This window comes from Faecalimonas nexilis, from assembly GCF_059731825.1.
Genome location: NZ_AP029189.1, coordinates 2,924,607 through 2,939,013 on the forward strand (window position 1 = coordinate 2,924,607; position 14,407 = coordinate 2,939,013).

The following is a 14,407-nucleotide window of genomic DNA, read 5'->3' on the forward strand; positions in this document are numbered from 1 at the left end:
AATGTACATTTTTATTGTAAATCCGCACGCTCGTTCCGGTCTCGGACATGTCGTGTGGGACGAATTAGAATCTATTTTAAAAAAGCAAAACATACCTTATAAAGCGTATTTTACAAAATATCAAAAACATGCGACCGAGATTGCCCGCAAAGCCACCTCCGATGATGCTCCTTCCACTTTGGTTGTACTCGGCGGAGATGGTACGATAAACGAAGTGGTAAACGGAATCCAAGATTATGAAAAGGTGATTCTGGGGTATATTCCAATTGGCTCAAGCAACGATTTTGCCAGAAGCCTGAATATCCCTTCTTCACCCAAAGAGGCTTTGGAGCTTATTCTCGCGGCACATGACACCTGCTCGATAAATATCGGACGATTGCAGTATCAAGACCGCTTGAAACATTTTGCCGTAAGTGCAGGTATTGGCTTTGACGCCGCTATCTGCCACGAGGCAGTCATTTCAAAATTGAAAGTTGCATTGAATAAGATCCACCTTGGGAAACTCACTTATGCCGGCATTTCCCTGCACCGTCTCTTTCTGACAACACCCCAGAAAATGACAGTAACATTGGATCATAAAGAAGAATTCTCTTTTCCATCTGCATATTTTGCCGCAATTATGAACCACAAATACGAAGGCGGAGGGGTCAAATTCTGCCCCGATGCTCGCCCCGATGACAATCTGCTCGATGTAATTGTTGTTTCTGATCTTTCAAAATTAAAGATTCTCACCCTCCTTCCGACAGCATTTACCGGTTGGCATACGCATTTTAAAGGTGTCCATACCTATCAGTGCCGCCATGTGAGCATTCACGCAGAACGAGCATTGCCGGTTCACACAGACGGAGAACCTGTATTTTTGCAAAAAAGCATTTCCGCCTCATGCGATTCTAAAATGCTTCAGGTCATCGTGCCGCAAAGGAGGTAGTTATGTTTTTTATTGTATTACTATTTTTATTGTTATTCTTGTATTTGATCTTCATCTGTCCGAATCTCGCCAGACGTAAAATGATGGAACCATTTTTTCATACAGAATTCGCCCATCGCGGCCTGTTTTCAGATGCCCGTGCCATTCCTGAAAATTCCATGAAAGCTTTTCAGGAAGCAGTCAGGCAGCATGTCGGCATCGAACTTGACGTCCATCTGACAAAAGATGAAAAAGTAGTCGTTTTTCACGATGACACGCTCACAAGGATGTGCCAGATTGATGCCCTCATCGAAGAAACCTCTTATGAAGACTTGCAGAAACTTTACCTGAATCACACATCGGAAAAAATTCCGCTTCTCTCCGATGTGTTGTCGTACGTCAACGGTCGTGTTCCGCTTTTGATCGAATTAAAACTTCCTACAAAAAGCACCAGACTCTGTCATGAAGTACACAAGCTTTTGGAAACTTATCAGGGAGCTTATCTGATTCAGTCTTTTAACACAATCGGGATTTTCTGGTTTCGAAAAAATGCCCCGCATATTCTGCGTGGTCAGCTATCCTCGAACCTGACAAAGACACGAAAGACCGAGCCTTGGCTTGCCTGTTTTCTTGTCCGTTTTCTCCTTTTAAACGGTATTGCAAAACCCGATTTTATTTCTTATAAATTCAAAGACGCCTCCAACATCAGTCTCCGAATAATAAGAATTCTCTACCGCACACCGGTCGCAGTCTGGACACTTCGTACACCAGAATCATTTCTCCAGGCAAAACGGCAATACGATATGGTCATATTCGAAAAAAAGTTTTAAAAATTCTAAAGATAGTATGAAGACTGTTGTTGCTCAATCTTTTTCATGCTATAATCATCTACATACTTTAATTCACTTTATGAAGGGATTTTGATAGCATGAAAAGCTTCCTACAAAAACATAGACATGCATGGGTTTTTCTTTACGGATTCATTTACCTTCCTTGGTTTTTTTATCTGGAAAAACATGTGACAACAGATTTCCATATTATCCATACCAGTCTCGATGAAAAGATACCATTTTTAGAGATATTCATCATTCCTTACGGACTATGGTTTGTATTCATCGCAGTGACTGTCGGATATTTCTTTTTCACAGATAAGACTGATTTTTATAAACTTTCAGCCTTTCTCTGTATTGGAATGACGATTTTTTTGATATTTTCAACTATTTATCCAAATGGGCAGATTTTACGTCCGACAACATTTGAGCACGACAATATTTTTGTCGATTTAGTAAAGCAGTTATACCGTGCTGATACACCGACGAATATTTTCCCAAGCCTGCACGTGTATAATTCCATCGGTGCCTGCATTGCAATTATGCATAGCCAAAGATTAAAAGAATATCGATGGATTCAATACGCCTCGCTTGTACTTGGCGGACTCATCATCTTATCTACCATGTTTTTAAAGCAACACTCTGTGATCGACGTGGTAGGCGCCGGTGCAATGGCTGTAATCTGTTATCAGCTCGTATATGTGGCTGCATTCAAAAAACAGCCGGCCATATCCAGACAAACAATTTAGGACCAGCAGATTGCTGGTCCTATTCTTATTCCTCATATTTTTCCTGTCCAAGTTTGATATCCACAAAATCGGTATAATATTCAAATGCTGCCGGAATTGGATACTCTCTTTGCACTTCCTCCGGATGGATGAACAACATTTTCTCTGTACAAGATTTTTCCAACTCATCTACTCGAATGGCAAACCCGGTCATATGCCATTCCACATGGCTGAAAATATGTTTTGCCACCCCCAGTTCCTTTATTCTCAGCGGCTGCAGTCCAATTTTCTTACTGTATTCCAGCGCTTCATCTGCACTTAATTCTCCCTCAATATTCGGAAGTTCATACAATCCTGCCAAAAGGCCTTTTGCCGGACGTTTCCGAATTGCTACATTCTCGCCATCCTGAAAAATGAATACTGTCCTCTTTTCAATCTTTCTCGCTTTTGCTTTTGTCTTCACCGGGAGCTCTGACTCAATTCCTTTTTCCCTCGCTTCACAGAGCTGCCTCAACGGACACAGCAGACATTTCGGTTCCCCATTCGGCACACATACAATTGCACCAAGTTCAATCAGACCCTGATTAAAATCACTCGCCGCATTTTTCGGAATGATACGTTCCAGCTGCTCTTCTATCCTTGTTCGCACGCTCGCTTTCATAATGTCATCATAGCTTGCCGTGATCCTCGAAACCACACGAAGTACATTGCCATCGACCGCCGGTTTTGGAATCCCAAATGCAAATGAGCTGATTGCTCCCGCCGTATAGTTTCCGATTCCTGTAAGACTTTTTATCTCCTCGTAGGTCTTGGGAAATTCTCCATGAAAATCTTCCATGATCTGCTTTGCCGCTTTCTGCATGTTCCGCACACGGTTGTAATATCCAAGACCTTCCCACAACTTCAAGAGCTGGTCTTCCTCCGCCTCCGCCAAATCCTTTACTGTCGGAAGCGCATTTAAAAATCGGGCATAAAACGGCTTCACCGCCTCCACTCTTGTCTGCTGCAACATAATCTCTGACACCCACACACGATAGGCACTGATCTGTTCTCTCCACGGAAGTTCTCTTTTATTCTCCCTATACCATTCGACCAGCGGATCTGCGATTTTCTTTAGATTCTCATCCTCCAAAAGAACAGGCACTTCCTTTCCAATCTCAATGCTGTCTTTTCCAACTTTACAGTCATATGCAAGTACATGCACTCCCTGCTCCTTCGCTCGTTTTAGCGCTTCGCCAAATGCCGGCTGCGTTTCCATATTCGGAGTAAAATACCGCACGCCTTTCATCTGGATCACAAAAAAGATATACGCTTCATATCCTTCTTTTGTCGCCTCACAAAGCTCTTCGATGTGCTTTATCCCCCGCTCAGTCGGTGCATCCGGAAATTTTACAATTCCATTTTCCTCCAGTGTGACTCCTTTTACTTCTACAAAGATTTTTCTATCTCCCTCTTCCACATAAAGGTCAAATCTGGATTTCCTGTACGTCTTTTCCGGTCTGATCACTATCGCGTCCGGAAACAAATTCCCTTGCTTAATCCATTCCTCCACTACTTTGTTCGGTATCTGGGAATCCATATTGATCATACGTTTTCCTTTTTTTACACCGATCAGATCCCACTGGGTCTTTCTATCCGGATTTTCTGCCCGCTGCACATACACCGATGCATTCGGTGTCAAAAGTTCAGCACAACGCCCTGTATTTTTCACGTGCACGGTCTCTTTCTTACCCGCAATTTCTACATACGCAATAAAGCGATTGGGACGTTCAATGAACCTCCCAATCTCAATTCTTTCATATTTCATTTAACTTAAAACCTCTTCCCAGGAAACCTCTTTAAATCCCGGAACAGCAAACTCTTCACCTACTAAAAGCGGACGTTTCACAAGCATTCCATCTGTCGCAAGAAGTGCATATTGCTCTTCTTCTGTCATATTCGGAAGTTTATCTTTCAGCCCGAGTTCTTTATACTTCATACCGCTTGTGTTGAAAAAACGCTTCAGTGGAAGACCGCTTTTTTCATGCCACGCCTTTAATTCTTCCGCAGTAGGATTTGCCTCCACGATATGTCTGTCCTCAAAGGCAATGCCCTTTTCCTCCAGCCACTTCTTCGCCTTTTTACAGGTCGTACATTTTGGATATTCTACAAATAAAATACTCATCACGTTCTCCCTCGCTTTCTTACAATACTTTTGACAAAAATTCTTTCAGACGCGGATCTTGTGGATTTTCAAAGAATTCCTTCGGCGTGTTGCTTTCTTTTACTTTTCCCTCATCAATGAACAGTACACGCGTTGCAACCTCTTTTGCAAATCCCATCTCATGCGTCACGACTACCATCGTCATTCCCTCATCTGCCAGTTCTTTCATCAGTTCCAGAACCTCTCCTACCATCTCCGGGTCAAGCGCAGACGTCGGCTCATCGAACAGCATCACATCCGGATTCATCGCCAGAGCTCTTGCAATTGCAATACGCTGTTTCTGACCACCTGACAACTGTCTCGGATATGCATTCTCTTTGTCAGGGAGTCCCACACGCTGCAACAATTCTTTTGCTTTCTTCTCCGCCTCTGCCTTTGTCATCACACCAAGCTTCACCGGTGCAAGCATGATATTCTCCTTTATCGATAAATGCGGAAACAGATTGAACTGCTGGAATACCATGCCCATCTTCTGTCTCAGTTTGTTGATATCACAATCTTTGCTTGTGATGTTATTCCCCTCAAACCACACTTCTCCGCCTGTCGGTTCTTCCAGAAGGTTGAGGCATCGCAAAAATGTAGATTTCCCGGAACCAGACGGTCCGATCACTACTACTTTTTCTCCCTTTTCAATATGCTCGTCAATTCCACAAAGCACCTTGTTTCCATGAAATGATTTTTGTAAATTCTTAGTGACGATCACCTTGTGACAACCTCCTTTCCAATAAACTCTGCAATTTTGTAAGTCCTAACACGATCACAAGATAGCAGCCTGCTGCTACAAACAACGGCGGCAATACAATGAAGTCTGTAGAACCAATGTACTGCGCTGCTTTTGTTAAATCTGTCACCGCAATTACTCCTGCCACAGAAGTCTCTTTGATCAATACGATAAACTCGTTTCCAAGCGCCGGCAGAATATTTTTCACTGCCTGTGGGACAATGATATAGCGCATCGTCTGTATATAGTTGAAGCCAAGTGAACGACCTGCCTCCATCTGCCCTCTGTCAATGGATTCAATTCCCGCTCTGATAATCTCAGCCACATACGCACCCGAGTTGATACCAAAACAGATTGCACCGACAAAAATTTCATTTGTGTCTCTTGCCGTAAACACCATATTGTACATGATCAAAAGCTGTACCATAACCGGTGTTCCTCGAATCACTGTCGTGTACACATTACAGAACCACTTCAAAATTCTGACAAAAATATTTTTGGAAACCGTTACTTTCACCACCGCAATAAACAGACCAATCGCCACACCGATCAGGATTGCAAATATGGAAATTAAAATAGTAACCTTCAGACCATCCAAATAAACCAAATACCGCTGGTCATAAATTACCGCATGATGAAACCCTTCTATAAACCTTTGTATGAAGTCCATCTTTTCTCCTCTCTTTCTTTTGTAATTGCATCAAAGAATCAGCAGACTATACAAAATCTGCTGATTCTAAAATTACTTATCTTCTATTTTACACTATTTTATTACTTTTGTGTATGGTTTGCTGTAAATTCTTCAATTTTTCCATCTTCAATCAACTGATCAATTACTTTGTTGATTTTATCCAGTAATTCCTGATTTCCTTTTTTCACTGCAATTGCATATTTATCTTCAAACAGCACACCATCTAAAATTTTCAATGTTCCATTAGAAGCTACTAATTGTTCTGCCGGATATTGGTCCATTACGATACAATCTACTTTGTTGTTTTTCAAATCTTCTGCAGCCTGAGCAAATTTTGTATAACGTTTTACTTCTTTCGGCTTGCAGTTTTCTTCATTTGATACCCAGATATCTGCGATATTCCCCTGCTGTACCGCAACTACTTTTCCGTCAAGATCTGATCCTGAAAGTTCTGCTCCTGCCGGAGTCACTGCCGGGCTTTCACCGTTTACAACGATTACCTCTGTTGAATTTACATATTCATGAGAGAAGTCCATTGTTTTCAAACGGTCTTCATCGATAGACACACCTGCTGCAACAAAATCTACCTTTCCGCTTGCAACCGCTGCCAAAGCACCGTCAAAATCCATGTTCTTGATCTCCAGCTCTTTTCCCATATCATCCGCAATCGCTTTTGCGATATCCATATCAATTCCGACAACTTCATTGCCTTTCATGTACTCGTATGGTGCAAAACCAGCCTCTGTTCCGACAATAATCTTGTCATCCTTAGCTTCCTTTTCTGTTTTATTACTTCCGCACGCTGCCATAGATACCACACATGTTGCCACCAATAATGCACTTAATAATTTCTTCTTCATAATCCAATCTCTCCCTTTCGCAATTTATTCTGCATAAAAATTCAACTCTGTGTTATATTCTATCACATTTTCCAAAAAAAGCAAGTGGCTATTTATACATTTTTCTTGCATAAATAGCCACCCGTTTGTATATTATTTTAAAAATCCGCTTGCCGCAAAGTACCCAAGCACGATCACACCCAAGATGATACGGTAATAACCAAATACTTTGAAATCATTTTTCTTGATATATCCCATCAAAAATTTGATTGCAATGATCGATACAACAAACGCCACCAGACATCCTACGATCAGCATAGCTGCTTCCATCCCTGTGAAGCCGCCGCCAACTTTGATAAACTTCAACAATTTAATTCCACTCGCACCGAACATAACCGGAATTGCAAGGAAGAATGTAAATTCTGCCGCCACATATCTGGAAGTACCAAGCAACAATGCACCGATGATCGTCGCACCGGAACGTGACGTTCCCGGCACAAGCGAAAGAACCTGAAATACCCCGATAAGCAATGCTGTCTGATAAGAAAGCTGGTGCAGTTTTGTCACCTGCGGTGTCTTATCTTTATTCCAATTTTCTATCACAATAAATAAAATACCATACAATATCAGTGTAATGGATACTACTACATAATTATGCAAATGCGCCTCCATCCAGTCATCCAACAGGATTCCAAGAACAGCCGCCGGTAAACATGCAACAATCACCTTCATCCACAACTGAATCGTATACACTTTCTGTTTTCTTGATTTCTTTGGTGAAAACGGGTTCAGTTTATGAAAATACAAAACTACAACCGCTAAAATCGCCCCAAGCTGTATCACCACATTAAACATCTCTTTGAATGCTCTGCTCGCCCCAAGCTTAATAAACTCATCTACCAGAATCAAATGTCCTGTACTGCTGATTGGCAGCCACTCCGTGATACCTTCCACGATTCCAAGTATAATTACTTTTAACATATCTAACATTCTTCTATTCCTCCTCTAGTCCAGCACAAACCTCTCAATTGCCTTTGCCACTCCATCTTCATCATTCGAAACGGTCACAAAATCTGCTGCCTTCTTGACAGGATCAGAACCATTTGCCATGGCAACAGCAAACCCAACTTCTTTTAACATCTCCACATCATTGCCACCATCACCGCACGCCATAATCTCCTCTCTTGAAATTCCAAGAGATTTCCCTAGCTGCAAAAGACCAAGTCCTTTGTTTGTTCCTTCTTTATTAATCTCCAGATTATTATCCATTGCTGCTGTGACAACGATGCCAGAAAGGGTATTCAGTTCTTCCAGTGCTTCCTCTTTATCTTTCTGATTTCTAAAAATTCCCTGTAGCTTATCTACCTCACACTTCATCGTCTGTAATTTTTCTTTTACATCTTTTACCGGAATTCTTGTGCTTTGTAAATATTCTGCCATATGAGGATCTTCAAAATATGCATATACATTCTTCAGACCATCTTCATTCATGTAGCCGACTCCGTCAACAAAAAACTCGTGAATTGCATGATGCTTTCTCAAAATATCTATAACTTTTTCGGAACTCTCCACTGAAAGCAAATTCTCATAAACTACCTTCTGCTTCTGCATATCCAATATTCTTGCACCGTTTGCCGTAAGCGCATATCTTATTCCCGGAAAGTGTTTCAGCTCATCAGGCACTCCCGAAAATGGACGTCCAGTAGCCACAACTACAGCCACTTCCTGCTCAATCGCCTTTTTTAGCACCTCTCTTGTATAGGCGGTCAGCTGTTTTTCACTGTTCAGCAATGTCCCATCCAGATCCACCCCAATCATCCTGATTGTTCTACTCATACACGGTCAGTTCCTTTCCTTCTTTTGTAAAACGCAGTAATTTCGTGCTTACCTTGTCAAATGAACGTTCAAACGATTGTATTCCATAAGCTTTCATCTCTTCAATCTGCTTTTGATTGCCTGCAGGAACAAATAGAACCATATCTTTCGTCGGCGCCATAATGACAATATCATCATCAAGCTTTTCACTGCACATAGACCAAATATACTTAAAACAAAGTGAACTTGCCTCATGATAACCGTCAGCGATAATACTAAAGCCACCATATAATGTGTGTCCAATTACAAATTTTACATTCCTTGCAAGATTCTCGCACGCTGTATGGTAAAGCAGTTCCATGTCCGTATCCGGCGGAAGCATATTGTCCTTTAATATTTCATATGTATCTTTGTCTCTTTCAATTACAAATATCACCATCAAATCCCCTGCAAAAGAGACTATCGGAGTATCTTTATCAGAAATATACTTTCCATTCAGTGCCTTATGATCTACAAGAGATTCTTTCACCCACGGATAAATCTTATCCTTGATATTCTCATAAAGATAATGCTCCTCTTCGTATTTCATCATATTCTACTGCCCTCTTTTCTTCTGCTATTTGATTCTATTCTAACAAAATTTGATTAATAACGCAATTTATAGTATAATATTTTAATAACTATTTATTCAGGAAAGGAATTACTTATGAAAAACAAAAAGTTAAAAATGCTGATACGTACCTGTTCCATTTTAACTTCCATCGCAGTGTTCACAGTTTTTGCTACTTCTTCATATGCTGAAGATTCTGTTGAATCACTTGAGGGCACAACATCAAACTTACAGAATGAATTATCCGATTTAAATAGTGAACTCGACGCCTTGAGTGGAGAACTGGATACCATTATGAAAAAGATGGATACCACCACAGCAGAAATTGAGCAAGTGAAAGCGGATCTTGCTGTTGCAAAAGGCGAGGAAGCAGCTCAGTATCAATCTATGAAACTGAGAATCAAACATATATATGAGAGTGGCAATACCTCTTATTTAGAGATGCTGTTTTCTTCTGCGAGCATGAGTGAATTTTTAAATAAAGCTGAATTTATCAGCGCTGTAAGCGAGTACGACCGCAATCGTCTGAAAGAACTGGTCGACGCACAGAATGCCGTTGCCGAAAAAGAAAAACAGCTTCAAACTGAGCAATCTCAACTGACGAAACTTCAGGATGAGCTCAATCAAAAGCAAGCGGATCTTACCGCAAAAATCTCTTCCACATCAGGCGAATTAGAGCAATATTCTGCAAAACTCGCCGAGGCAAAAGAGCGTGCAAAAGCAGCACAGGAGGCTCTCGACAAAGAAGTGACACCGGTTGAACCGGAGACACCGTCTGTTACTCCTCCTTCTGATAACGATAACTCTGATTCTTCTCAGAATCAGACTCCCGATGTCAGCGCCAGTGAATTAGAGATTTTTGCCGCATTGATTGAATGTGAGGCTGGAAGTACTGACTATGACGGAATGCTTGCCGTAGCCTCCGTTGTCATGAACAGAGTCAACCATAGATATTATCCGGATACCATTACCGGAGTAATTTATCAAAGTGGACAATTTTCTCCGGTTGCTTCCGGAAAGCTTGATAAAGTTTTAAAAAGAGGAATCAAATCTTCCTGTCTGGAAGTTGCAAAAGATGCAATTGCCGGAAAAAACAACGTAGGTGACTGTCTCAATTTCCGGGCGGCAAGTTCCGGACATAGCGGAATTGTAATTGGCGGAAATGTATTCTTCTAATGCAAATACTATTCATCACAGAAACGGAGGTATCTTAACATGGGATTCTTAGTTTGTGTCATTGCGGTAAGCATCATCGCCGCAATTGTTGCAGCTGTCGTCGCTGCTTCCACCGGTGCCTTAATCGGTGCGCAAGAAATAGACGACGAAGAATAAAAATGACTGCGGTTTTAAAGAAACCGCAGTCATTTTTATATATTCTTATTGATAATCAAATACATCAATCCATTTCATCAAGAAATCTTTTTCCATCTCATTATTCTTTGTCAGCTGTGCTGCCGCCACGATCGGAAGCCACTGTTCTACATACTGTCTTGCCGTATCACTCTTCTTGCAGAACAATTTCAAGTATAAATCAGCTGTCTCCTGATTGTCCAGCGCAAACAGCAGATAGGTCTTCGCTGCATCTGCACTTGCATTTCCCTGTGTCGCATGTGCCCAGTCAACGATTGTCATCTTTCCATTCTTTCCAACAATAACGTTACTTGGATTGAAATCTCCGTGACATACTTTATCATGTTTTGGCATGCTCTCCAAACGTGTCAGAAGCTCATACCTTGCTGTCGCATCCAAATCTTTCAAACTATTAATCTGTCTTGCCAATTTGTCTTTCAGTTTATTCAATCTAGGTGCTCTCTTGCTATGCATCTGCAATTGAAGATCTACAAAGTCTTCCATATACTTCTCTATATTGGCTGGATCTGTCTTCATCATCTCTCCAAGTGTCTTTCCGTCTTTGTATTCAATAACAACCGCCCATTTTCCATCAATCTCTGTTACACTTTTCACCTTAGGAATGTCAAGACCGGCTTCTTCTACTCTTGCCGTATTCAACGCTTCGTTAAACACATCTGCTTTTGAATGCGTTTTCTCAAATACTTTTACAATACCTTCGTCACATTTGTACACTTCTTTATATGCACGTTTCACGATTAAGTTGCTTTGTTCTAATTTCATATGTCCTTACCTCCTATAAGTATTACACCTTTTCTTATTTGATAAGTTTATTATACACCTTATTTGCAATTTTGCAATAGATTTTTGAGTATTTTTTAACAAAGTTTTTCACTATATTTTTATTGTCTTTTTCTTAACAAACTTCAAAAAGGGACAGGGGTAATGTCAATTGGGGACGTAGTAAAATTCAATTTTACTACGTCCCCAATTTAATAATTATTTTCCGTAATATACTTTTAAGTACATTTCTTTGATTTCTTTCATCAGTGGATATCTTGGGTTAGCACCTGTACACTGATCATCAAATGCCTGTTCAACCATATCATCTAATGTATCTAAGAAGTATTTCTCATCTACACCATAATCTTTGATTGTTTTCTTAATTCCTACTCTATCTTTTAATTCTTCGATTTTTACTAAGAATTTTTCAAATGTATCTTTGTCATCTTTTCCAACAACACCGCAGAATCTAGCACATTCAGCATATCTTTCTAATGCGTGTGGATACTGATATTGTGAGAATGTTCCCATCTTAGTAGGTACATCTGTTGCATTGAATTTCATAATTTCTGTGATTAACAATGCGTTGGCAACACCATGTGGTAAGTGATGGAATGCACCTAATTTATGTGCCATTGAGTGGCATACTCCAAGGAATGCATTTGCGAATGCCATACCAGCCATGCAAGAAGCATCTGCCATTTTTTCTCTTGCTTTTGGATCATTTGATCCGTTTTCATAAGCTGATGGAAGGTATTCAAAAATGTTCTTCATTGCTTTTAATGCAAGACCATCTGTATAATCTGTTGCCATGATTGATGCATATGCCTCTAAAGCATGTGTTAAAGCATCGATACCAGAAGCACTTGTCAGTCCTTTTGGCTGGCTCATCATATTGTCAGCGTCGATGATCGCCATCTTAGGAAGTAATTCATAATCTGCTAACGGATATTTTACTCCTGTTTTTTCATCTGTGATAACTGCGAATGGTGTTACCTCAGAACCTGTTCCTGAAGATGTAGGGATTGCTACAAAGTAAGCTTTCTCTCCCATCTTAGGGAATGTATATACTCTCTTACGGATATCCATGAAACGCATTGCCATATCCATGAAGTCTGCTTCTGGATGTTCGTACATTACCCACATGATCTTTCCGGCATCCATTGCTGAACCACCACCAAGAGCGATGATTACGTCTGGACCGAATGCTCTCATTGCCTCAGCACCTGCTTTTGCACATTCAAGTGTTGGGTCTGGAGCTACTTCGTAGAAGCATGTGTGCTGGATTCCCATCTCATCTAATTTTTCTTCGATACCTTTTACGTATCCATTGTGATATAAGAAGCTGTCAGTTACGATAAATGCTTTCTTTTTACCCATTACTGTTCCTAATTCATCAAGTGCAACAGGCATACATCCTTTTTTGAAGTAAACTTTTTCAGGTGCTCTAAACCAAAGCATATTCTCTCTCCTCTCAGCAACTGTTTTGATATTGATTAAGTGTTTTACACCAACGTTTTCAGATACAGAGTTTCCACCCCATGATCCACATCCCAATGTAAGAGATGGTGCTAATTTGAAGTTGTAAAGATCACCGATTCCACCGTGAGAAGAAGGTGTGTTTACTAAGATACGGCATGTTTTCATTGCTGCTGCATGTTTTGCAAGCTTCTCTGTCTCTGCCGGATGAACATAGATAGAAGATGTATGTCCGTATCCACCGTCAGCTACAAGCTGCTCTGCTTTTGCAATTGCTTCATCAAATGTTTTTGCTTTGTACATAGCAAGTACCGGAGATAATTTTTCATGAGCAAATTCTTCAGAAATATCAACAGATTCCACTTCCCCGATTAGAATCTTTGTCTCTTCCGGTACTTTTACTCCTGCCAGTGCTGCGATTGTATGTGCTGACTGACCTACGATTTTAGCGTTTAATGCACCGTTGATGATGATTGTCTTACGAACTTTTTCAATCTCATCTTTTTTCAGGAAATAACATCCTCTGAGTGCAAATTCATCTTTTACTTCTTTATAAACTTTTTCCAAAACAGTTACAGACTGTTCTGAAGCACAAATCATACCATTGTCAAATGTTTTTGAGTGGATGATTGAGTTAACTGCCATTTTAACATCAGCTGTGTCATCGATGATAACCGGTGTGTTACCTGCACCAACACCAAGCGCCGGTTTTCCTGAAGAGTAAGCTGCTTTAACCATTCCAGGACCACCTGTTGCAAGAATGATGTCTGCGCTCTTCATTACTTCGTTTGTAAGCTCTAATGAAGGTACGTCGATCCATCCGATGATTCCTTCTGGTGCTCCAGCTTTTACAGCTGCTTCCAATACAACTTTTGCTGCTGCAATTGTCGCATTTTTTGCACGTGGATGTGGGCTGATGATGATTGCATTTCTTGTCTTTAATGCGATCAATGTCTTAAAGATTGCTGTCGAAGTTGGGTTTGTTGTAGGAATAACCGCTGCGATCAAACCGATTGGCTCTGCAATCTTCTTAATTCCATAAGCTTTATCTTCTTCAATAACTCCACATGTTTTTGTATCTTTATATGCATTGTAAATATATTCTGCTGCGTAATGATTCTTGATTACTTTATCTTCAACGATACCCATACCAGTCTCTTCTACTGCCATCTTTGCCAATGGGATACGCTGTGTATTTGCTGCTACTGCTGCTTCAAAAAAGATCTTATCTACTTGTTCCTGTGTAAATGTAGCAAATACTTTCTGTGCTTCTCTCATTGCTTCCATTTTTGCTACAAGAGCTTCTACGTTATCAATAATTCCTGGTACGTTCGTTTCCTTCTTTGACATATCAATATCCTCCGTAAGTGTTGTATTTCTTTACTACGAGGCTTAGTATACTACCTCGTTAAATATTTGTCAATATATTGTCTCCTTTTTTCTCATTTACG

General features: G+C 40.5%; 14 protein-coding genes. 4 read left to right on the plus strand and 10 right to left on the minus strand.

The window, feature by feature from the left end; genetic code table 11:
• Position 1 precedes the first annotated feature (1 nt).
• From AC6I5B_RS14675 to AC6I5B_RS14685, 3 genes are all read left to right on the plus strand, one after another.
• Positions 2-928 (plus strand): diacylglycerol/lipid kinase family protein, encoded by a 927-nt coding sequence (locus AC6I5B_RS14675; RefSeq protein WP_044988305.1) that lies wholly within the window; start codon positions 2-4, stop codon positions 926-928.
• A 2-nt stretch (positions 929-930) separates the two neighbouring features.
• Positions 931-1,737 (plus strand): glycerophosphodiester phosphodiesterase family protein, encoded by an 807-nt coding sequence (locus tag AC6I5B_RS14680; protein WP_044988307.1) that lies wholly within the window; start codon positions 931-933, stop codon positions 1,735-1,737.
• Between the two features lie 98 nt (positions 1,738-1,835).
• Complete coding sequence (locus tag AC6I5B_RS14685) at positions 1,836-2,486, plus strand: phosphatase PAP2 family protein (protein WP_004614858.1); 651 nt, start codon at positions 1,836-1,838, stop codon at positions 2,484-2,486.
• A 25-nt stretch (positions 2,487-2,511) separates the two neighbouring features.
• Here the strand turns inward: AC6I5B_RS14685 and mutY are convergent, their stop codons facing one another.
• The 8 genes from mutY to AC6I5B_RS14725 form a co-directional block, all read right to left on the minus strand.
• The gene (mutY, locus tag AC6I5B_RS14690; protein WP_004614859.1) at positions 2,512-4,272 is read right to left on the minus strand and encodes an A/G-specific adenine glycosylase; all 1,761 of its coding nucleotides are present in this window, start codon (positions 4,270-4,272) and stop codon (positions 2,512-2,514) included.
• On the minus strand, positions 4,273-4,629 hold the full coding sequence (locus AC6I5B_RS14695) for an arsenate reductase family protein (protein ID WP_004614860.1): 357 nt from the start codon (positions 4,627-4,629) through the stop codon (positions 4,273-4,275).
• A gap of 19 nt (positions 4,630-4,648) precedes the next feature.
• A complete protein-coding gene (locus tag AC6I5B_RS14700; protein WP_004614861.1) occupies positions 4,649-5,371 on the minus strand; it encodes an amino acid ABC transporter ATP-binding protein in 723 nt (240 codons plus the stop codon).
• Positions 5,358-6,059 (minus strand): amino acid ABC transporter permease, encoded by a 702-nt coding sequence (locus AC6I5B_RS14705; protein ID WP_004614862.1) that lies wholly within the window; start codon positions 6,057-6,059, stop codon positions 5,358-5,360. Before AC6I5B_RS14705 ends, AC6I5B_RS14700 begins: the two co-directional genes overlap by 14 nt.
• Before the next feature lie 101 nt (positions 6,060-6,160).
• Complete coding sequence (locus AC6I5B_RS14710) at positions 6,161-6,940, minus strand: ABC transporter substrate-binding protein (RefSeq protein WP_022250333.1); 780 nt, start codon at positions 6,938-6,940, stop codon at positions 6,161-6,163.
• Positions 6,941-7,072: 132 nt separating this feature from the next.
• Positions 7,073-7,909, minus strand: a complete 837-nt coding sequence (locus AC6I5B_RS14715; RefSeq protein WP_004614864.1) for an undecaprenyl-diphosphate phosphatase — start codon at positions 7,907-7,909, stop codon at positions 7,073-7,075.
• A gap of 15 nt (positions 7,910-7,924) precedes the next feature.
• Positions 7,925-8,755: a Cof-type HAD-IIB family hydrolase gene (locus AC6I5B_RS14720; protein ID WP_004614865.1), complete on the minus strand. Its 831-nt coding sequence runs from the start codon at positions 8,753-8,755 to the stop codon at positions 7,925-7,927.
• Complete coding sequence (locus AC6I5B_RS14725; RefSeq protein ID WP_004614866.1) at positions 8,748-9,326, minus strand: hypothetical protein; 579 nt, start codon at positions 9,324-9,326, stop codon at positions 8,748-8,750. Before AC6I5B_RS14725 ends, AC6I5B_RS14720 begins: the two co-directional genes overlap by 8 nt.
• Positions 9,327-9,440: 114 nt before the next feature.
• Here AC6I5B_RS14725 and AC6I5B_RS14730 point away from each other — a divergent pair, with 114 nt between their 5' ends.
• A complete protein-coding gene (locus AC6I5B_RS14730; protein WP_004614867.1) occupies positions 9,441-10,520 on the plus strand; it encodes a cell wall hydrolase in 1,080 nt (359 codons plus the stop codon).
• 201 nt (positions 10,521-10,721) lie between these two features.
• Here the strand turns inward: AC6I5B_RS14730 and AC6I5B_RS14735 are convergent, their stop codons facing one another.
• Positions 10,722-11,477 carry an aminoglycoside phosphotransferase family protein gene (locus tag AC6I5B_RS14735; protein ID WP_004614868.1) on the minus strand — a complete coding sequence of 252 codons (756 nt, stop codon included), beginning with the start codon at positions 11,475-11,477 and terminating at the stop codon, positions 10,722-10,724.
• A 216-nt stretch (positions 11,478-11,693) separates the two neighbouring features.
• Positions 11,694-14,306, minus strand: coding sequence for a bifunctional acetaldehyde-CoA/alcohol dehydrogenase (gene adhE / locus AC6I5B_RS14740; RefSeq protein ID WP_144167184.1), 2,613 nt, complete (start codon positions 14,304-14,306; stop codon positions 11,694-11,696).
• Positions 14,307-14,407 lie beyond the last annotated feature (101 nt).